The 18,899-nt window shown below is 62.4% G+C and carries 16 protein-coding genes, 3 tRNA genes and 1 pseudogene; 8 read left to right on the top strand and 12 right to left on the bottom strand.

Annotated features, from left to right (window positions below; genetic code table 11):
* Nucleotides 1-15 precede the first annotated feature (15 nt).
* Nucleotides 16-852 (bottom strand): flagellar motor protein MotB, encoded by an 837-nt coding sequence (locus tag ACXAED_RS08535; protein ID WP_475053057.1) that lies wholly within the window; start codon nucleotides 850-852, stop codon nucleotides 16-18.
* 272 nt (nucleotides 853-1,124) lie between these two features.
* Here ACXAED_RS08535 and nirK point away from each other — a divergent pair, with 272 nt between their 5' ends.
* Both nirK and ACXAED_RS08525 read left to right on the top strand, forming a co-directional pair.
* The gene (nirK, locus tag ACXAED_RS08530) at nucleotides 1,125-2,249 is read left to right on the top strand and encodes a copper-containing nitrite reductase (RefSeq protein ID WP_475048725.1); all 1,125 of its coding nucleotides are present in this window, start codon (nucleotides 1,125-1,127) and stop codon (nucleotides 2,247-2,249) included.
* Between the two features lie 76 nt (nucleotides 2,250-2,325).
* The gene (locus ACXAED_RS08525) at nucleotides 2,326-3,120 is read left to right on the top strand and encodes a formylglycine-generating enzyme family protein (RefSeq protein ID WP_475048723.1); all 795 of its coding nucleotides are present in this window, start codon (nucleotides 2,326-2,328) and stop codon (nucleotides 3,118-3,120) included.
* A gap of 335 nt (nucleotides 3,121-3,455) precedes the next feature.
* Here the strand turns inward: ACXAED_RS08525 and hemN are convergent, their stop codons facing one another.
* On the bottom strand, nucleotides 3,456-4,811 hold the full coding sequence (gene hemN, locus ACXAED_RS08520; RefSeq protein ID WP_475048722.1) for an oxygen-independent coproporphyrinogen III oxidase: 1,356 nt from the start codon (nucleotides 4,809-4,811) through the stop codon (nucleotides 3,456-3,458).
* A gap of 218 nt (nucleotides 4,812-5,029) precedes the next feature.
* Here hemN and ACXAED_RS08515 point away from each other — a divergent pair.
* Nucleotides 5,030-5,116: transfer RNA gene (locus tag ACXAED_RS08515), tRNA-Leu, on the top strand.
* Nucleotides 5,117-5,210: 94 nt separating this feature from the next.
* On the opposite strand, the gene ACXAED_RS08510 is transcribed toward ACXAED_RS08515, so the two are convergent.
* Both ACXAED_RS08510 and ACXAED_RS08505 read right to left on the bottom strand, forming a co-directional pair.
* Complete coding sequence (locus ACXAED_RS08510) at nucleotides 5,211-6,698, bottom strand: flavin-containing monooxygenase (protein ID WP_475048720.1); 1,488 nt, start codon at nucleotides 6,696-6,698, stop codon at nucleotides 5,211-5,213.
* 11 nt (nucleotides 6,699-6,709) lie between these two features.
* Nucleotides 6,710-7,153 carry a cupin domain-containing protein gene (locus tag ACXAED_RS08505; RefSeq protein ID WP_475048718.1) on the bottom strand — a complete coding sequence of 148 codons (444 nt, stop codon included), beginning with the start codon at nucleotides 7,151-7,153 and terminating at the stop codon, nucleotides 6,710-6,712.
* Between the two features lie 125 nt (nucleotides 7,154-7,278).
* On the opposite strand from ACXAED_RS08505, the gene ACXAED_RS08500 reads away from it, so the two are divergent.
* Entirely contained in the window at nucleotides 7,279-8,298 is a 1,020-nt protein-coding gene (locus ACXAED_RS08500; RefSeq protein ID WP_475048715.1) for an AraC family transcriptional regulator, read from the top strand.
* A 130-nt stretch (nucleotides 8,299-8,428) separates the two neighbouring features.
* Here ACXAED_RS08500 and ACXAED_RS08495 read toward each other — a convergent pair.
* A tRNA-Arg gene (locus ACXAED_RS08495) sits at nucleotides 8,429-8,505 on the bottom strand.
* 146 nt (nucleotides 8,506-8,651) lie between these two features.
* Here ACXAED_RS08495 and ACXAED_RS08490 point away from each other — a divergent pair.
* Nucleotides 8,652-9,677 (top strand): LacI family DNA-binding transcriptional regulator, encoded by a 1,026-nt coding sequence (locus ACXAED_RS08490; protein WP_475048714.1) that lies wholly within the window; start codon nucleotides 8,652-8,654, stop codon nucleotides 9,675-9,677.
* Nucleotides 9,677-10,879, top strand: coding sequence for a winged helix-turn-helix domain-containing protein (locus ACXAED_RS08485; RefSeq protein WP_475048712.1), 1,203 nt, complete (start codon nucleotides 9,677-9,679; stop codon nucleotides 10,877-10,879). The genes ACXAED_RS08490 and ACXAED_RS08485 overlap by 1 nt, the downstream gene beginning before the upstream one ends.
* Before the next feature lie 6 nt (nucleotides 10,880-10,885).
* Here the strand turns inward: ACXAED_RS08485 and ACXAED_RS08480 are convergent, their stop codons facing one another.
* From ACXAED_RS08480 to ACXAED_RS08455, 6 genes are all read right to left on the bottom strand, one after another.
* Complete coding sequence (locus tag ACXAED_RS08480) at nucleotides 10,886-11,314, bottom strand: acyl-CoA thioesterase (RefSeq protein WP_475048710.1); 429 nt, start codon at nucleotides 11,312-11,314, stop codon at nucleotides 10,886-10,888.
* A 166-nt stretch (nucleotides 11,315-11,480) separates the two neighbouring features.
* Nucleotides 11,481-12,986: a TRAP transporter large permease gene (locus ACXAED_RS08475; protein ID WP_475048707.1), complete on the bottom strand. Its 1,506-nt coding sequence runs from the start codon at nucleotides 12,984-12,986 to the stop codon at nucleotides 11,481-11,483.
* Entirely contained in the window at nucleotides 12,983-13,564 is a 582-nt protein-coding gene (locus ACXAED_RS08470; protein WP_475048705.1) for a TRAP transporter small permease, read from the bottom strand. The genes ACXAED_RS08475 and ACXAED_RS08470 overlap by 4 nt, the downstream gene beginning before the upstream one ends.
* An 81-nt stretch (nucleotides 13,565-13,645) precedes the next feature.
* Nucleotides 13,646-14,689, bottom strand: a complete 1,044-nt coding sequence (locus ACXAED_RS08465; RefSeq protein ID WP_475048703.1) for a TRAP transporter substrate-binding protein — start codon at nucleotides 14,687-14,689, stop codon at nucleotides 13,646-13,648.
* A gap of 322 nt (nucleotides 14,690-15,011) precedes the next feature.
* The gene (locus ACXAED_RS08460) at nucleotides 15,012-15,710 is read right to left on the bottom strand and encodes a fumarylacetoacetate hydrolase family protein (protein WP_475048702.1); all 699 of its coding nucleotides are present in this window, start codon (nucleotides 15,708-15,710) and stop codon (nucleotides 15,012-15,014) included.
* Nucleotides 15,711-16,054: 344 nt separating this feature from the next.
* Nucleotides 16,055-16,130, bottom strand: a tRNA-Lys gene (locus ACXAED_RS08455).
* Between the two features lie 187 nt (nucleotides 16,131-16,317).
* Here ACXAED_RS08455 and dapF point away from each other — a divergent pair.
* Nucleotides 16,318-17,160 carry a diaminopimelate epimerase gene (dapF, locus tag ACXAED_RS08450; RefSeq protein WP_475053055.1) on the top strand — a complete coding sequence of 281 codons (843 nt, stop codon included), beginning with the start codon at nucleotides 16,318-16,320 and terminating at the stop codon, nucleotides 17,158-17,160.
* The gene (gene mtaB / locus ACXAED_RS08445; RefSeq protein ID WP_475048701.1) at nucleotides 17,157-18,419 is read left to right on the top strand and encodes a tRNA (N(6)-L-threonylcarbamoyladenosine(37)-C(2))-methylthiotransferase MtaB; all 1,263 of its coding nucleotides are present in this window, start codon (nucleotides 17,157-17,159) and stop codon (nucleotides 18,417-18,419) included. Before dapF ends, mtaB begins: the two co-directional genes overlap by 4 nt.
* A 17-nt stretch (nucleotides 18,420-18,436) precedes the next feature.
* Here the strand turns inward: mtaB and ACXAED_RS08440 are convergent.
* A pseudogene (locus ACXAED_RS08440) lies at nucleotides 18,437-18,784 on the bottom strand (nuclear transport factor 2 family protein); the annotation flags it as partial.
* Between the last annotated feature and the right edge of the window lie 115 nt (nucleotides 18,785-18,899).

Genomic DNA, 18,899 nt, shown 5'->3' with positions numbered 1-18,899 from the left:
AATGTTTTCAGGGACTTATTCCCGCAAAAAGATGATCTCGATCCGGTCGTTGCGAGCGGCCATGGGATTTCCGACAGCCAGCTTACGGTCGGCGTGCCCAGTCACCCTGTAAACCCGGCCCGCGGCCAGACCGCCCAATTCGAGCAGCGTGCGCGTCTTGTCCGCCCGCGCGTGGGACAACTCCCAAACCGGATTCTTCGCGAGAACAACCGGGTGGGACCGGATATGGCCGCCGATAGCGACATTGCTGGTCACGCTTTCAGAGACCCGCGCAATCATCCTGACCAGATCCCTGAACAGCGGTTCCGGTTCCGCCTGATCCTGTTTGAACAGGGGCATGTCCTCGGTGGCGAACAACTCGATGATCAGCCCTTCGTCGGTGACCCGGGTCACGATATGGCGGGACATTGCGACCGACACCATGCTCTCGCCGCCGCGCCCGGACAGCTGTTCCTCGATTGCGCGGAATTTGGAATCCTCTTCCTCGCGATTCTCGTTGGACTCAACCCCGGTTTCACCCTGCGCCTGCTGGGCATCCATCGGGTTGATATCCGTTGCCCCAGTACCAGACTGCGGTTTGATGTCTTCGGTGAACATGCTGTCACCTTGAAACGCACCATTGCCGCCGCCGGAAACCCGGCTCAGCGGAATCGAAGGCGAGAAGTAATCCGCCAGCCCCTTGCGTTGTTTTTCCGTCGTCGCGTTCAGCAGCCACATCAGCATAAAGAAGGCCATCATCGCGGTCACGAAGTCGGCATAGGCCACCTTCCACGCGCCACCGTGATGGCCATCGCCACCACTGACTTTTTTCTTCTTGATGATAATGGGCGCCACATTGCTCTGTGCGCTCATATCCACCACCACTATTTTCACCCATCCCTGAAATAGCAGGCGGCGCGTTAAACGAGCCTTAACAATTAAATTTGCCGGCAGTTCCTTCCTAAACCGCTTCGTTGATCACGCAGCCTTGGCCAAGTTCTACAGCGGCAAATCCTGCATGTTAAAAACCTCTTATCTTGCCATCAAGAATTCATATCGAAGGTTGATAAGGGACAAACACCTGTACAGCGCGCGGCGCTAGGGTCTCCTCAACACAGCACATTGAACACTGAAAGGAGATCATCATGCTGACCCGCAGAGCCGCACTGATGGGGGCAGCCGGCGCAGCAGCGCTGCCTGTACTGGCCAAAGCCGCAAAGGCCGAGAGCACATCCGTCCACGAGGCCGCGGCGCCTGTGGACCTGTCCAGCCTCAAGCGCATCAAGCGCGAGCTGGTTGCACCGCCCTTCGTGCATGAACACGAGCAGATCGCCCCGGGTGCCCCCCGCATCGTCGAATTCGAGATGAAGATCATCGAAAAGGAGATCGAGGTCGACCAGGGCGCCTACCTTCAGGGGATGACCTTTGACGGCTCCATCCCAGGTCCGATGATGGTGGTCCATGAGGGCGATTATGTCGAACTCACCCTTATCAACCCGCCGGAAAACATGCTGCAGCACAACATCGACTTCCACGCAGCCACCGGCGCCCTGGGCGGCGGCGCGCTGACCTTGGTGAACCCGGGCGAGAAAACCGTGCTGCGCTTCAAGGCCACCCGCCCAGGCACCTTTGTCTACCACTGCGCCCCGGGCGGCCCCATGATCCCCTGGCACGTCGCCTCGGGCATGGCCGGCACCATCATGGTGCTGCCGCGCGAAGGGCTGTCGGACCACAACGGCAACCCGGTGAAATACGATCGCGTCTACTACATCGGCGAAAACGAGTTTTACATTCCAAAGGACGAAAACGGCGACTACATCCGCTATGAGGACGTGGGTGAAAGCTATCCCGACACGCTGGAAGTCATGAACGGGCTGATCCCCAGCCATGTGGTGTTCAACGGTGCTGTTGGCGCGCTGACCGGTGAGAACGCCATGAAGGCGAAGCAGGGCGAGAAAGTGCTGTTCGTGCACAGTCAGGCCAACCGCGACAGCCGTCCACACCTGATCGGCGGTCACGGCGACCTGGTCTGGGAAGCCGGTAAGTTCAACAACGTGCCGGACCGGGATCTGGAAACTTGGTTCATCCGCGGCGGTTCGGCCGGGGCAGCGCTCTATGAGTTCCTGCAGCCGGGTGTCTATGCCTACGTGAACCACAACCTGATCGAGGCGGTGAACCTCGGCGCAACCGCGCATGTGGTGGTCGAAGGTGAATGGAACAACGACCTGATGGAACAGGTGGTCGCCCCGACCGAGTACTCCGGCGCCTGACCTCCGGCCGGAAGCAAAACTGGACAGGGCGGCCGCAGCACGCGGCCGCCCGTTTTTGCCTGAAGGGGACACAGACATGAAAGTTGAGCTGATTGCCGCCGGGCTTGCCGCCGCCATTGGCCTGCCGGGGTTCTGGTATTCCGCCGTCAAGGAACCGGCGCCGCAGGCCGAAACCGTGTCTATCGCTGCAGACACAATCGCCTACCGCCCGATCGGAAACTTTCACCGCAACGGCAAAAGCGTGGTGCCGCCGGAACAGCGGCGGCCTGTTGCGGCATTTGAAATCATGAAACATCAGGTTTCAGGCGCGGATTATGCGGCCTGCGTGGCAGCGGGCGCCTGCAAGGAAGCGGACAGCACCCCGGCAGAAGGCAGCCAGCCGCAAACCCATGTCAGCTGGCACGACGCCACTGCCTATGCTCAATGGTATTCCAAGGAAACCGGAGAGAGCTGGCGGCTGCCGGACGAAGCCGAATGGCAGCTCGCTGCGGCCGAAATCTTTGGCGACGAGGCGGTTGAGACGGATGGCGGCGACCCGGCCCAGCGCTGGCTGCGCCAATACGCCCGCGGCGTCACGCTGCGCGGCCTGCCGGGACCTGCTCAGGACCCGAAAAGCGAGCCCAGCGCCAATAGCAACGGCCTCAGCGGGCTCGGCGGTAACATCTGGGAATGGACCGGCGGCTGCATGCAGAACGGCGAGGTGCGCAAGGACGGCAGCCTGGAGCTGGGCGATCCTTACTGCAGCGCCCGCATCACCGGCGGCCGCCACCGGGCGGTGGTGATCGATTTCATCCGGGATGCCAGCGTCGGCGGCTGTGCGGTCGGGCTGCCGCCGGACTATCTGGGATTCCGGCTGGTGAAAGACGGCTGACGCTAGGAAAAAGGGGCGTACTCCCGCGCCCGCAGGTGCCCCGGCTGCGCCGGAACTCCTTCGCGGCCTTGGGCCCGGCAGCTGCGCTGCCTGTCCCGTCAATAGCCGTTCAAAGACACGCCTGCCTTGAACGGCTCTTCCGATTATTGGCCGGTCAAACCCGCCTCTAAGGCAAACCGCACCAAGGCGCTGCACCTGCAGTCCCTAACCCGGTGCTGGCGAGCGGAGCCAGGTGATGAGGATGGCCGCGCTGTGCGCCAGCACAGCGCCACGCCCAACTGTGAGGGGCCTCCGGCAGGAGGCTCTTGAACAGGCGGGAGCACGCCGCTCCCGGTTCAGGACGCCCTGCTGTAACGCACACCTTCGGGCACATGTGCATCGAAGCTGCTGGCAATGATCCGGGTCAGCGGACGGCCCTCGGGCAAGATCTCCAGCGCTTCCGCGTCCAAGCTCACCAGATCGCCAAAGCGGGCCGCGATCTGCGCCAGATCTGCATCCAAGCTTGCCGCCAGACTCCCAAAGCGCTGCCGCAGCTCTGCCCGGTCCAGCCGGAAATCGCACATCAGCATCTCGATGGCACGGCCGCGCAGCAGGTCCTCCTGGCTCATCACATGGCCGCGCGCGCCAGTAAGCTGCCCGGCCTCAACCCGCTGCACATAGGCAGGCGTTGCGGCGGCATTCTGGATGTAGCCCCCGGCAAAGCGGGAGATCGAGGACGCACCGAACCCGATAAGCGTCGGGCAAGTGTCGTCCGTGTAGCCCTGGAAATTGCGCCGCAGATGGCCGGTGCGGGCCGCCGCCTCCAGCCCGTCGCCGGGTTTGGCGAAATGGTCGATGCCAATCGCGGCAAAGCCCGCCTCCGCAAATTTCTCCGCCGCCAGCCCGGCCAGATGATACCGCGCCAGATCGTGGGGCAGTGTCTCTTCTTTTATCAGCTTTTGCCGCTTGGCCACCCACGGGACATGCGCGTACCCGAACAGCGCCAGCCGGTCGGGGTTCAGGCTCAGCACCTTCTCCACCGTGTCCGCCATCCGCGCCTGCGTCTGGTGCGGCAGCCCATAGACCAGATCGGCATTCAGCGAATTGATCCCCGCCGCGCGCAGATCCTCGACACAAGCCTTGGTCACCTCAAACGGCTGCGCCCGCCCGATCGCCTGCTGCACCAGCGGGTCAAAGTCCTGAATACCGATGCTGGCCCGGTTCATACCTTCCGCCGCCAGCGCCGCGATCTTGTCCCGGTCAACCATGGTCGGGTCAATCTCCACCGAGAACTCCCAGTCATCGGTGTGCGGGAACACTGCCTTCACCGCCTGTGCCAGCCGATGGATCAAGTGCGGAGGCAGGATGGTCGGCGTACCGCCGCCCCAATGCATCCGCCCCATCCGCAAGCCCTTGGGCAAGAGCGGCGCCACCAGCTTCAGCTCCTGCTCCAGCGTGCCGATGTAGCTCTCCACCGGACTCAGCGTCTGGGTGCCTTGGGTCCGGCAGGCACAGAACCAGCACAACCGCTCGCAGAACGGGATATGCAAGTAGACCGAAACCGGCACATCCGGATCCAGCGCCTGCAGCTCGCGGGCCTGATCGGCGGCCCCAACGGCTGCGGAGAACACCGGCGCGGTCGGATAAGAGGTGTAGCGGGGCACCCGGCTGTCGAACAGTCCAAGGGCTTGGAGGCGGTCAATCTGTTTCATGACTTTCCTATGCCCCTTTTGCGAATCCGCCACTTTGCGCAGGATCAAACCGGCACCCGGAATTCCGGCGGGCCGGAAATCCGGTCTTTTCCATCAACGCACTGGATTCACTTGGGAAAACCTTACAGCCGGCAGATTTTCAGGAAATTCTTCCAAGGCACACATTTTCCGTTTGACGCCGCCTGAGACTCCGCTTATACGCCCTCCTCACGACACCTGCCCAGGTGGCGGAATTGGTAGACGCGCTAGCTTCAGGTGCTAGTGTCCGTATGGACGTGGAGGTTCGAGTCCTCTCCTGGGCACCATCCCCCCTCACTCGAAAAACAGCTGACGGCAGCGGCAAGATAACGTGCCCTGTTAGGCATGTGCGCCCGCCGTTTCCGGCAGGCGCAGGGTCGCTCAGGCCGCCTGATATTGCGGAGCCGATGCCAGGAACCGGCCATAGGCGCTGGCATCGGGCGGTGCGAATTGCTCAGCCAGCGGATTAGACCGTTTCCACTGCGTCGCGCCCATATCCATCAGCAGCTCATCGAAGTGCTTGAAATGGAACGGCGCCGAGCACAGCCCGCCATAGATCTGCGCCGCCGGACGCTCCTTGCGCCGCCAATCGAGCATCATCTGAATATTGTTCTCCATCTCTGCCCGCGAAGGCTGCCGCGCCAGCTTCCCGTCGGCATAGCGGACCAGCCAGTTCGCCACCATCTCCGCCGACAGGATCGTGCAGAAGCTCGAGTTGAAACCGACAAAGCCCATCTCAGGCAGGTCCGGGTTCACCGCCAGGCGGTAGGTCCGGTACTGGCCGTCCGCCTCGATCAGCTTGTCCAGATGCCGCTGCGCCAGATAGGGAATACCCAGCTTCCAACCGACCGCCGAGATCACCAGATCAGCGCCGATACGCTCACCATTTTCCAGCACAATTTCGTCACCGTCATAATGCGAGAAGGTGGTGCGGTGCGGCAGGATCGAGCCGTCCTTGAAGCCTTCGAACAGCCCCGGCGTCACGATCGGCACCGAGCAGGAGACATCCTTTTCGATCGGGATCTCGGGCACCATGTCCCACTTCTTCAACCCCAGCTGCAACTTCAACAGCGCCTCAAGACCGCGAAAGTTGACCCAGATCAGCGGCTTGGCCAAACCATAGAAGGCCTTGTGCAGCCAGCTGCGGCCCCAGCCGTTGAACTGCACCTCCTGCGCCCGCATGTAGAGCAGCTTCTTGAAGTTGATGCCGCCAACAAAATACGGCACCCGCCAGACATTCTGCCGGTAAACCAGATGCACCCGCCTGGCGCCGTTCTGCGCCGCATTCACCGCCACGTCGGTCGCGGATTTCGAGCCGCCCAGCACCACCACCCGCTTGCCGCGCGCGTGCTCCGGATCAAGGTACTCCGAGGAGTGCATCACCTCCCCGCCCTGCGCGGTGAAGGCCTCCTGCCCGGGATGGGTAAGGATGTTCTTTTCGGAAAACTGCCCGGTGCAGACTACGGCAAAATCCACGTCCTGCGCCCGGGTCTCGCCACCCGCCTCAATAACCAGCCGCCAGCCCGGCTGACCGTCCGGGCGCCGGTCCATCTCCAGCACATTGGTGTTCAGATGGAACAGCCGGTGCAGATCGTGCTTGTCCGCATAGGAATGCAGATAGGCGTGCACCTGCGGCCCCTTGGGCCATTCCGGGTAATCATCCGGCATCGGATGGTCGGTATAGCAGTACAGGTCCTTGGGCGATTGCGTCTGCACCCCGGGGTAGGAACGCGACGGCTCCCACACCCCGCCCAGATCGTGGCTGCGTTCGAAGCCTAGAACCTGATGCCCCTTTTCGGCAAAGGCCTTGGCCGCAGCCAGCCCGCTTACCCCGCCGCCGATTACGGCGACCGTCTTGCGTTTCACCATGTCCGCCTCCCTTATTCCGACGGCGGCGGCAGGAAATCGACCTCGTGCAATGCCGACAGCCGCACCAGCTCTTCCGGATCAGTCACCCCGTCCAGCGCACAGAACAGCTCGAACAGCTTGCGCGAGGGCGCCACCCCGAACACGCAGGTGGCCTGTGCGCCGGAGCGGTTGAAGATGCCATGCGCCACCCCCATCGGCATCCGCACCGTGTCGCCCGGCCCGGCCTGGTAAACCTCACCGCCGAACTCGACGTCCAGCGTGCCTTCCAGCATGGTGATCCACTCATCCTGGGTGGGGTGCACATGCGGCGGCACAAAGGTTCCGTCCGGAATGACCGCGTGCCAGATAAAGGCGTTCTCGCTGTGCAGCTTGGGCGTGTAGGTGTGCCCGACGACATTCCAGGACAAGCCCTCCAGCCCATCCGTCACCTTGGTGATTCCCTGATCCAGAGCCATGGTTTCCTCCCTTATCGCTCAATCACCGAGCCTAGGGGCAGCAGTGGAAAAGGATTATCCAGAATGCGCAAAATAGCGCAGACGCGCGCGATTGCCTGATTTCAGAACCGTGTTAGGCTGCGCGGATGACTCGGCAGCAGCCATCACCGAACCACGAGCCTTTGCGCGCGTGGCGGCAATTTAACAGCCGCGACCTTGACGAGGCCCGCGCGCTGGTGGCGCAGAAATTCTGCGACCACCGCTTGCAGCCTGCCGGCAGGACCCGCGGTTTCGGCACCCGCCACAACCATGTGCCCGGGGGCAGCCTGTCTCTCAATTACCTGAGCTATGGCTCCGCCGTGCAGATCGACCCCGGTGAACTGAGGGACTTCTATCTGGTGCAAATGCCCCTCTGCGGCACCGCCCAAGTCGCCAACGGCGCCGCAGCGGTGGACTCGCACACTGGCCAGGCCACCGTTCTCAACCCGACCCGGGCAACCCGGATGACCTGGCACGCCGACTGCCAGATGCTGCTTCTGCAAATCGAGCGGGACGCACTGCACGGGTTAGCCGAGCGTGCAGCCGGGCTGCCACTGTCCGAGCCGGTGGTCTTTGACACTGCGGCACCACTCGGCACCGGGCCTCTGCAGAGCTGGACCCGGCAATTCATCGCCTGTGTCCGCGCCACCGACGCCCGGGCCGGTTTCGGCCACTGGAGCGCGATGCAGCAGCAGGTGATCGAGGAGCAGCTGATCCTAGGCCTGCTGACCCACCAGCAAAGCAATATCCGCCATCTTTTGTCCCCTCGCGCACCTCAAGGCAGCAGCCTGCAGATCCGCCGTGCGCAGGACTTTATCCACGCTAACGCGGCTGAGCCGCTGACTGTCACTGCCATTGCCGCCGCGGCCGGCTGCAGCATCCGCACACTGCAAGCCGGGTTCCGCCAGCATTTCGACCTGAGCCCGGTGGAATACCTGCGCGACCTGCGGCTGGATCTGGCCCGCTACCTGCTGCTGTCCCGCCCTGCCGGGACGCCGGTCAGCAGCATCGCATATGACAGCGGCTTTTCCCACCTGGGCCGGTTTTCCCAGCTTTACCGCGCGCGCTTTGGCGAACTGCCCAGCACCACCCGCGCGGCGTCCGGCTTACCGGAACCATCCTCTTGATCATGATCTCCCGGACACGCCAAGTTTGCTTGGCGGGCGCATCCAGCTTCCGGTAGCGTCGTTGGAACCAACAAAGGTCAGCCAGCCAAGGAATTCAAAAGTGAATCCACGGATTTTTGATTGCAGAAATTGGCGACCCCGGCAGGATTCGAACCTGCAACCTGCCCCTTAGGAGGGGGCTGCTCTATCCAGTTGAGCCACGGGGCCGCGCGTGTTTACGCGATAGCAAATCCATCCTGCGATCACAATGGGATGGACCGTGCCAGCAGCCGTTTTGCCGCGCGCAGTTTCCATTGTGCAGCAGCAGATGTCTGCGCTAACCTGAATGCAGCAGTAACAAGAGGCTCAATAACGTGACAACGGACAGCAAGCGCCCGCTCACCCTTCGCGATGTATCAGAGGCGACCGGTGTTTCCGAAATGACCGTGAGCCGCGTGCTGCGCAACCGCGGGGACGTGTCGGAGAAGACGCGCACCAAAGTGCTGAGCGCCGCCAAGGAACTGGGTTATGTGCCCAACAAAATCGCAGGTGCACTGGCCTCGAACCGGGTGAACCTGGTTGCGGTGATCATCCCGTCACTGTCCAACATGGTGTTCCCCGAGGTGCTGACCGGCATCAACAAGGTGCTGGAGAATACTGAGCTGCAGCCGGTTGTCGGCGTCACCGACTATCAGCCCGAAAAAGAGGAAAAGGTGCTGTACGAGATGCTCTCGTGGCGCCCCTCCGGCGTGATCATCGCAGGGCTGGAGCATACCGAAGCCGCCCGCGCCATGCTGAACAGCGCTGGCATCCCGGTGGTGGAGATCATGGATACCGACGGCAAGCCGGTAGATGCGATGGTCGGCATTTCCCACCGCCGTGCGGGGCGTGAGATGGCCAAGGCGATCCTCAAGGCAGGATACCGCCACATCGGCTTCATGGGCACCAAGATGCCGCTCGACCACCGCGCCCGCAAACGCTTCGAAGGCTTCACCGAGGCGCTGGCCAAGGAAGGTGTGGAGATCGAGGACCGCGAATTTTATTCCGGCGGCTCGGCCCTGGCCAAGGGGCGCGAGATGACCCAAGCAATGCTGGAACGTTCACCGGAACTGGATTTCCTCTATTATTCCAACGACATGATCGGTGCAGGCGGTTTGTTGTACCTGCTGGATCAGGGCATCGACGTGCCCGGCCAGATCGGCCTTGCCGGTTTCAACGGCGTGGAGCTGCTGCAGGGGCTGCCGCGCAAGCTCGCCACCATGGATGCTTGCCGCCTGGAAATCGGCCGCAAGGCGGCTGAGATCATTGCCGCCCAGCTGGAGGATCCGGACGCAGAGATTGAGTCTCATGTCACGCTGACCCCGACCATCTCTTATGGCGATACGCTGAAACGGCGCTGATGGCGCTGCAGAGGCTCGGCAACCAAAGCGCGCGGCGGCTGTTCCTGGACCGCCACGCGCTGCTGGAACAGCCCGCAGGCCCGGCCAAAGGTGCGGATCTGCTGGACCTGATCCAGCGGCTGGGTTTCGTACAGCTCGACAGCATCAACACCGTTGCGCGCGCCCATGACGTGATCCTGTATTCACGCCGGCCGGGCTACCGGGCGCAAAACCTCAAACGGCTTTACGAGCGGGACCGCGGGCTGTTTGAGCATTGGACCCATGACGCCGCAATGATACCGATGGCGTTTTACCCGCATTGGCATCTCAGGTTTCAGCGCGACACCGAACTCTTGCGCAAACGCTGGCGCAACTGGCGGCGCGACGGGTTCGATGCGCAGTTTGAAACCGTGTTGAACCACGTCCGCGATCACGGGCCCGCCAGCTCTTCCGATGTCGGCAAGGACGAGAAAAAGGGCTCTGGTGGCTGGTGGGACTGGCACCCGTCCAAAACCGCGCTGGAATACCTTTGGCGCTCCGGCGCACTGACGGTGGTGGGGCGCGAGGGGTTTCAGAAACGCTATGACCTGACGGAACGGGTGATTGAGGAGCATCTGCGTCCTGATGCCCGCTGCGATGAAGCGGCGACGGTCAACTGGCTGTGCTCGGCCGCCCTCGGCCGGCTGGGCTTTGCCACATCGGGAGAGCTCGCCGCCTTCTGGGACACCGCCTCTCCGGCGGAGGCCAAGGCTTGGTGCGCGGATCAGCTGCGCCTGGGCGAGCTAGAGGAGATCGAAATCGAGCAGGCGGATGGCAACCTGCGCAAGGTGTTCACCCGGCCCGGCACCATTGAAGCAGCGGCAGAGCTGGGGCCGGCGCCGGGACGGATGCGGGTGCTCAGCCCCTTTGATCCGGCCCTGCGCGACCGTAAGCGGGCCGACAGGCTGTTCGGCTTTCACTACCGGATCGAGGTCTTCACCCCCGCCCCCAAACGCCAATACGGTTATTATGTCTTCCCGCTGCTGGAGGGCGAACGCCTTGCGGGCCGCATCGACATGAAAGCAGACCGCGACGCAGACTTGCTGCGCGTGACCGCCGTCTGGCCGGAGAGGGGCGTGAAATGGGGCGCGGCCCGCATCAGGCGGCTGGAGGCGGAGCTGGACCGGGTGGCGCGGTTTGCAGGTGTCAGCGCGGTGGCGTTCTCTGATGGCTGGCTGCGCTGACCGGCCCTACTCGGGCCGCAGTTGCGCCTCGATCACCGCCCGGTAGTCTTCCGGTGCGGATTTGGCGGTGAAGGTCTCAGGGGCGATGAAGACACAGATAAATTTGCCTTCGAAACACAGCACCCCGTCCTGCCGTGCATTGACCCGGAAGGTCACCGACTTACTGCCCAAGGCAGCCGGCCAAACTTCGCACATCAGCCGGTGGCGGGGCGTAACAGGGGACCGGAAGTCGATGCTCATATGCACAAACGGCGTGCCGGTGCCGCGGTCCAGTTCCATCTGATACCAGCCGTCACCGTCCAGGTGATGCTCCCACCAGGCGTCAATCGCTTCCAAGGCAAAGGCAGGCAGCCGCCCGGTATAGGCGATCCGCGCCGGGTCGCAGTCGCCCCAGCCCACACGGATTTCATGAACGAATGCGTCTTGCCCTGCCATTTCCTGCCGCCCTGCATATTTCTTTATTTGGATCCTACCGGCGCGAGTCCGCGGTATCAAACGGCACGGACCCTAAGCGCCGCTGCGTCAACAAACAGGCGCGGTTGCGGCACTGGATCAAATCCGGCAGCCAGCCCCCCCGCACGACGCGGGAGAGGGCAGCGCGTTACTGCATCAGCATCAGCGGCAGCAGCGTGATGATCGGGAAGGCCACCAGAATGACCACCCGGATCAGGTCGGAGGCGACAAAGAACATGACCGCCTTGTAGGTGTCGATCATCTTGGTCTTGCGGTCCATCGCGTTGATGATGAACAGGTTCATGCCCACCGGCGGGGTGATCAGGCCAACCTCCACCACGATCAGCACCAGCACGCCGAACCAGATGGCGACATACTCCGCCTCGATCCGGTTCACCCGGCCTTCGGTCACCCGGATGCCCAGCTCCTTCATCTGCTCACGGGTCAGCTCCGCCCCTGTGGCGATGGCATCCTGTATCGAGGCAAGCATTTCTGCCCCCATCCCCTCCGGCACGCCGGCCTTCAGCACCTCCATCGCGGCATCCGCCTGCATCGCGGGCAGGGACAGCAGACCAAAGTCCAAGGCAGAGATCACCGGGAAGAAGATCGGGATGGTCAGCAGGATCATCGAGAGCGAGTCCATCAGACAGCCGAACACCAGATAGAAGGCGAGGATCAGCGCCAGCACCATCCAGGGGCTGAGGCCCTGGCTGACAACCAGGTCCGCCAGTTCCTGCGGCACCTTGGTCAGCGCCAGGAACCCGTTGTAGAAGCCCGCGCCCAGCACGATGAAGAAAATCATCGCGGTAGACCGCGCCGTCACCAGGAAACTGTCCGCCAGAGTCTCGCGGTTCAGCCCGCCATTGGTCCAGGCAATGAAGCCGGTGCCAAAGGCCCCCACGGCCGCGCCTTCGGTCGGGGTGAACCAGCCCAGGTAAATGCCGCCGACAACCAGACCAAACACCAGCAGCACCGGCCAGACATGGAACAGCGCGGCAAAGCGGTCACGCATTGGAACCGGCGGGCGGGTGCCTGCGCTTTCCGGGAACAGACGGACGTAAATGGAAATCGCAATCACATAGCCCAATGCCGCCAGCAGGCCGGGGATGAAGGCCGACAGGAACAGCTTGGCAATGTTCTGCTCGGTCAGGATCGCATAGATCACCAGGACAACCGAGGGTGGGATCAGGATGCCCAGCGTGCCGCCTGCCGCCAGTGTCGCGGTCGAAAACCCGCCGGCATAGCCGTATTGCTTCAGCTCCGGCAGCGCGACCCGGCCCATGGTGGCCGCTGTAGCCAGAGACGAGCCGCAGATCGCGCCAAAGCCCGCACAGGCGCCAATAGCGGCCATGGCGACCCCGCCCTTGCGGTGGCCCAGGAACCCTTCTGCCGCCTTGAACAGCGCAGTGGACATGCCCCCCAGCGTCGCGAAATGCCCCATCAGCAGGAACATCGGCACGATGGTCAGCGAATAGGAGGAAAAGGTGGTATAGGTCTCGCTTTTCAGCCGCCCGAATGCGACCTGCGTGCCATCCGTCACCCAGATCAGCCCGCCAAGGCCGACCAGGAACATCGAGAGCCCGATCGGCACCCGCAGAAAGATCAGAATCATCAAAACCGGAAAGGAGGCAATGCCAATTTCAAGAGCCGTCACTGTTCACCCTCCACGCCGTCCCAGATCAGGATCCGGCCGGTAAAGAATTCGATGGTGCGCACCGCACCCATGTAAGTGCCCACGATGGCCGCCACGACGGCTGCCACCAGACTGATGGCGTAGGCCCACCAGATCGGAAACTCGAGCAGGAAGGAGGTCTCGCCATTGGAATACTTGCCTGCCAGCCCTGCCCCCAGCCGCCAGGCGATCAGCACCAGCACCGCGGCAAAGACAATTTCGGTCACCATCCGCAGAAACCGTTTCACGCCGCGCGGAAACGCATTGGCCACCACATCGACCGAGGCATGGCCCGCAGTGATCTGGCACAGCGGCAAGAAGGCGAAGATGGCAAAGGCCACACCGGCCTCAACCAGCTCGAAGTCGCCGTTCACTGGCCCGACCCAGCCCGTCATCCATTTCGAAAACCCTGGTGCAATCCGTTCCATCAAATCGCCATGGAAGAAACCGTTGAGCAAACGCCCAGCGATCGAAACACATGTCAGAATGATCAGAAGAGTAAGGACCGCACCGCCCAGGTAGGCCATTGATTTGGCCAGCCGCATCATGAGCTTGTGCATGGTTCAGTTGCCTTGTTCCGGTATGCAAAGGGCCGCAGTGCCAATGCCGCGCGGCCCTTCACCTTTATCAATTCAAACGCCTTACTGGTACTGCGGCGTGTATTTCTCGATCAGCCCGCTGGCTTCCTCGATCAGCGCGGCACCGTCGATGCCTTTTTCCTTCATGTCAGCGATCCACTGGTCGTAGATCGGCTGCGCACGTTCGCGCCAGATTGCAGTCTGGTCTTCGTCAAGGGTGATGACGTTGTTGCCCAGGTCCAGCGCCATCTCGCGCGAGGGGCCGTCCGAATCCGCCTGTGTGCCGCCGGCAAAGACCGAGAACTCCAGTCCGGAGTTGTCGTCGATGGCCTTTTTCAGGTAATCCGGCAGGCTCTCGTACTTCTCCTTGTTCATCGCCAGAACGAAGGTGAGAGTATAAAGCGCCTTCCCGGTGAACTCGGTGTGGTTCTCCACCAGCTCCGGAACCTTCAGCGCCGCGGTCACTTCCCACGGAATGGTGGTGCCGTCGATCACGCCCTTGGACAGGCCTTCCGGGATCGCCGGAACCGGCATCCCGACCGGGGTCGCGCCCAGCTCGGTCAGCAGCGCGTTGACCGAACGGCCGCCTCCGCGGATCTTCATGCCTTCCAGATCTTCCGGAGTCTCCACCGGATCGGCGGTATGGATCATGCCCGGCCCATGCACCCAGGTGCCCAGGATCTTCACATCCTTGAACTCGGTGTCCTTCATGTGCTTGTCGAACATTTCCCAATAGGCATGCGACACGGCGCGTGCGTTGGTCATCATGAACGGCAGCTCAAACACTTCGGTCGAGGGGTAGCGGCCCGGGGTATAGCCCACCACGGTCCAGACGATATCCGCAACGCCGTCGATGGCCTGGTCCATCAGCTCCGGCGGCTTGCCGCCCAGCTGCATCGAGGGAAAGCGGTCAACCTTGATGCGCCCGCCCGAGGATTCCTCGACGTTGTCCGCCCAGACATCCAGGATCAGTTTCGGCACGTTCGCCTGCGCCGGCAGGAACTGGTGCAGTTTCAGCGTTACCTCCTGCGCAAATACCGGTGCCGCGCAGAATGCCGCAACAGCTGCCGCGCCAACGGCGCCCAGTAGCTTTCTCCGTGTGGTCATATCGTCCTCCCTTTGACCTCATCCCTTGCCGGATGCCCGCCTGTGCAACTTTGCTGCGGAAACCAGCGATTATCTTTCCGTTTCTGCCGTCAGAGCCCCGCAAAAGGTTCGTTTATCGAACCGGCTGCCTCCCTGCTATTAGGTGCGTTTGTAACCATCAACAGCAGATTATGCATTTTTTACTCATGAAATCTGCCTGCCAACTCTTGCCGCAGGCAGATTCTCCGCTTGATATGTTACGAAGCCCCCGCAATCACATTCAAATTGATACATATTGAAACCGCGGCAAAGCAACAATATTCGTTTGCTGCCCAGCCTTGCGTCATTCCGCTGCAGTCAGGGACAGCTCTACAGGCACAAGCCCGTCAATCCCGCCGCGAATCCGGTCGCCGCCTTGCACCGGGCCTACCCCGGCAGGCGTGCCGGTCAGAATCAGGTCCCCGGGGCGCAAATGGTAAAACCCTGACAGATGGCAGATGATCTCCTCCACCGACCAGATCATTTCCTCCAGCGTGGCATCCTGCCGGGTCTCCCCGTTCACCTCCAGCCAGATCCGCTGCTTCTCCGGGCCGCCCCAGTCTGCCGCCCGGGTCAGCGGTGCCAGGACCGTGCCGTTCTCCAGGTCCTTGCCCAGATCCCAGGGCCGCTGTTTCTGCCGTTCGCGGATCTGCAGATCACGCCGGGTCATGTCCAGCGCACAGCCGTAGCCGAAAACCGCATCCCGGGCTTCCTCCGGTGACGCCCGGAACACCGGCGCCCCGATGGCCACGGCCAGCTCCATTTCATAATGGAAGTTCTCCGTGCCCGGCGGATAGGGCACCTCCGAACCTGACAGCACCGCATTGACCGCCGCCTTGGTGAAATAGAAGGGGGCCTCCCGATCAACTTCGTTTCCCATCTCAGCGGCGTGTGCTGCATAATTGCGTCCGACACAAAACACCCGCCCGACGGAATAGCCTGCGGCCTCCCGGGCAACCGGAATCACCGGCGTCGCCGGCAGAGCAAACAGTACCTCACCCATCTGAATATCCTTTTGGTATGGCCTCCCGCCTAGTCAGACCCACAAACAATGATCCTGTAAACCCTGCTTACGGCACCTAACGAGTTGAATTTCCTAACCCATGCACAGACCATCGGCGCCTCCGCCGATTTTCCGCCGGTTGCCCTGCCCCGTTGAAGCACGCTGCTGCCTCAAAGCAGGAAACGAACTTGGCTGAAGCGAGCTCAAACACCCAGCGTTTAAACCGAAAGGGGGAGGGCTTCGCCAACTCTCTTGTAAACGCCGGTATGCACATCCGGAGGGCCGCAGGAATCCCGAAGGGGATCAGCGTCTTAAAGGTATTCAGCGGTGTTTTTAGGAGGAAGTGGTGAGCCGTGCAGGATTCGAACCTGCGACCCACTGATTAAAAGTCAGTTGCTCTACCAACTGAGCTAACGGCCCACTTCTTCGTCGCGGTCTAAGTGTTTTTCCCAGAAGGTTCAAGCACTTATTTCGCTTCGGAACTGCTTGGCAGCGTGTGTCTCGCTGTCCCGATAGGCGGCGTATCTAGGGGGAGTAGCGCGGGGGGTCAACCCCTTTTTTCAACTTTTCTCGCCGAAGGCTGGATTCATCTTTGCGCCGGGTCTATATGCCCGCCATGAGCACCTCCGCAGATACCGCACTCCCCTTTATGAAGATGCACGGGCTGGGCAACGACTTTGTCGTTGTCGATGCGCGCGCGCAGGACATTGCCATCACTCCGGCAATGGCAAAGGGAATCGCCCACCGCCAGTTCGGCGTCGGGTTCGACCAGCTGACCGTGATATCAAACGGCAAGGGCGACGCGCATCTGACCTTCTACAATGCCGATGGCTCCACCTCCGGCGCCTGCGGAAATGCCACCCGCTGCGTGGCGCGCCACCTGATCCTGGAAAGCGGAAAGCCCGAGCTGCACCTGACCACCGGCCGCGGCGATCTTTACGCCCGCGATGCCGGCAATGGCCTCACCTCCGTCAACATGGGCGCGCCGCAGCTTGACTGGCAAGACATTCCGCTGGCCGAGGAAGCGGACACGCTGGAGCTGCCGATCGAGGGCGGACCCACTGCCACCGGAATGGGCAATCCGCATTGCACCTTCTTTGTCGAGGACGCAGAGGTCATTCCGCTGGAGGAATTCGGCCACCGCTACGAGCACCACCCGCTCTACCCCCAGCGCACCAATGTGCAGGTCGCGCAGGTGACCGGCCCCGATCGCATCCGCATGCGCGTCTGGGAGCGCGGGGTGGGGGTGACACTGGCCTCCGGCTCCTCCTCCTGCGCGACGGCCGTAGCAGCCGCCCGGCGCGGCCTGACCGGCCGCAAAGTGCAGATCGACCTGGATGGCGGCACCCTTTGGATCGACTGGGCCGAGGACGGTGTCTGGATGACCGGCCCGACCATGCATGTCTTCGACGGCACCTTCACCCGTGAATTCCTGGAGTCCCTGGCATGAGCGTGCCCAAGTTCACGACCCTTGGCTGCCGCCTCAACGCCTATGAGACAGAGGCGATGAAGGAGCTGAGCCAGCAAGCTGGCCTGGAGAACGCCGTGGTGGTGAATACCTGCGCGGTAACGGCGGAGGCCGTGCGCAAGGCGCGTCAGGAGATCCGCAAGCTGCGCCGCGAAAACCCCGAGGCACCGATCATCGTGACCGGCTGCGCCGCCCAGACCGAGCCGGAGACCTTCGCCTCCATGGAAGAGGTCACCCGCGTCATCGGCAACACCGAGAAGATGCAGCCGGAAACCTGGCAGCAAATCGCCAAGGGCCCGGATTTCATCGGCACCACGGAGAAGGTCCAGGTCGACGATATCATGTCGGTGACCGAGACCGCAGGCCATCTGATCGACGGCTTCGGCACCCGCTCCCGCGCCTATGTGCAGGTCCAGAACGGCTGCGACCACCGCTGCACCTTCTGCATCATTCCCTACGGCCGCGGCAACTCCCGCTCTGTTCCCGCAGGCGTGGTGATCGATCAGATCAAGCGGCTGGTGGACAAGGGCTATAACGAGGTGGTTCTGACGGGCGTGGACCTCACCTCCTGGGGCGCCGATCTGCCCGCACAGCCGCGCCTGGGCGACCTGGTGATGCGGATCCTCAAGCTGGTGCCGGACCTGCCGCGCCTGCGCATCTCCTCGATCGATTCGATCGAGGCGGACGACAACCTGATGCAGGCGATCGCCACCGAGCCGCGGCTGATGCCGCATCTGCACCTGTCGCTGCAGCACGGGGACGACCTGATTCTCAAGCGCATGGCCCGGCGCCACCTGCGCGACGATGCCATCGCCTTCTGCGAGGAGGCCCGCAAGCTGCGCCCGGAAATGACCTTTGGCGCCGACATCATCGCGGGTTTCCCGACCGAAACCGATGCGCATTTCGAGAACTCGCTGAAACTGGTCACCGACTGCGATCTAACTTGGCTGCACGTGTTCCCCTATTCCAAGCGCGAGGGCACCCCGGCGGCGAAGATCCCGAACCAGGTGAACGGCAACGTGATCAAGGACCGCGCCGCCCGCCTGCGCGCAGCTGGCGATGCCCAGGTCTCCCGCCATCTGGCCGGGCAGGTCGGCAAGATCCACCGTATCCTGATGGAAAACCCGCACATGGGCCGCACCGAGCAATTCACCGAAGTGACCTTTGCGGCGCCGCAGGACGAAGGCCAAATTGTTACCGCCGCGATTACCGGCATCGACGGCAGCCAGCTGACGGCCTGATCAACACCCTGCTCGTTTTAGCAGGCAGCGGCTGCCACCGACGCCGTGTCGTAGAACTCATGCAGTTCGCAGATACGCCCGTCCCGGAACCGGCACACTACGGCGATAGGAGTCTCCACGCGCTTGCCAGTGGCCTTGCAAGTCCAGGCAGTTGTGCCAAGCCCCACCACCCGGTCGCCTTCTGAAACCGTTTCCTCCAGCGTCCAATGCTCCATTGCGAAGGCGCTGGTCAATTCCGACAAATAGCTGCGCAGTTCTTCGCGCCCGTTCCGCGCAGCACTGAATTCCAGGCCGTGGCCCCCCTCCGCCAGCGAGCGCAGGCACATGTCCTCACTGGTGTACTCGTCCCACATAGCCAGATCCCCCGCTTTGCAGGCGTTCTAGCGGTCCATGGCCTCGCGCAGGATCTCTGCATTCGATTGACCGGACATTGCAACTCCTCCCACTCGTAAAAATACAACCTTTAAAGTGTGCGCCTCT

This window comes from Leisingera sp. ABM4_103, assembly GCF_056158685.1.
Note: the sequence above shows the minus strand (reverse complement) of the source record. Positions and strands in the feature narration are given on the sequence as shown.

Bases quoted from the DNA above. Each gene is read 5' to 3' on its own strand.
- ACXAED_RS08535 (WP_475053057.1), bottom strand. From the start codon at position 852: ATGAGCGCACAGAGCAATGTGGCGCCCATTATCATCAAGAAGAAAAAA.
- nirK (WP_475048725.1), top strand. From the start codon at position 1,125: ATGCTGACCCGCAGAGCCGCACTGATGGGGGCAGCCGGCGCAGCAGCG.
- ACXAED_RS08525 (WP_475048723.1), top strand. From the start codon at position 2,326: ATGAAAGTTGAGCTGATTGCCGCCGGGCTTGCCGCCGCCATTGGCCTG.
- hemN (WP_475048722.1), bottom strand. From the start codon at position 4,811: ATGAAACAGATTGACCGCCTCCAAGCCCTTGGACTGTTCGACAGCCGG.
- ACXAED_RS08510 (WP_475048720.1), bottom strand. From the start codon at position 6,698: ATGGTGAAACGCAAGACGGTCGCCGTAATCGGCGGCGGGGTAAGCGGG.
- ACXAED_RS08505 (WP_475048718.1), bottom strand. From the start codon at position 7,153: ATGGCTCTGGATCAGGGAATCACCAAGGTGACGGATGGGCTGGAGGGC.
- ACXAED_RS08500 (WP_475048715.1), top strand. From the start codon at position 7,279: ATGACTCGGCAGCAGCCATCACCGAACCACGAGCCTTTGCGCGCGTGG.
- ACXAED_RS08485 (WP_475048712.1), top strand. From the start codon at position 9,677: ATGGCGCTGCAGAGGCTCGGCAACCAAAGCGCGCGGCGGCTGTTCCTG.
- ACXAED_RS08480 (WP_475048710.1), bottom strand. From the start codon at position 11,314: ATGGCAGGGCAAGACGCATTCGTTCATGAAATCCGTGTGGGCTGGGGC.
- ACXAED_RS08470 (WP_475048705.1), bottom strand. From the start codon at position 13,564: ATGCACAAGCTCATGATGCGGCTGGCCAAATCAATGGCCTACCTGGGC.
- ACXAED_RS08465 (WP_475048703.1), bottom strand. From the start codon at position 14,689: ATGACCACACGGAGAAAGCTACTGGGCGCCGTTGGCGCGGCAGCTGTT.
- ACXAED_RS08460 (WP_475048702.1), bottom strand. From the start codon at position 15,710: ATGGGTGAGGTACTGTTTGCTCTGCCGGCGACGCCGGTGATTCCGGTT.
- dapF (WP_475053055.1), top strand. From the start codon at position 16,318: ATGCCCGCCATGAGCACCTCCGCAGATACCGCACTCCCCTTTATGAAG.
- mtaB (WP_475048701.1), top strand. From the start codon at position 17,157: ATGAGCGTGCCCAAGTTCACGACCCTTGGCTGCCGCCTCAACGCCTAT.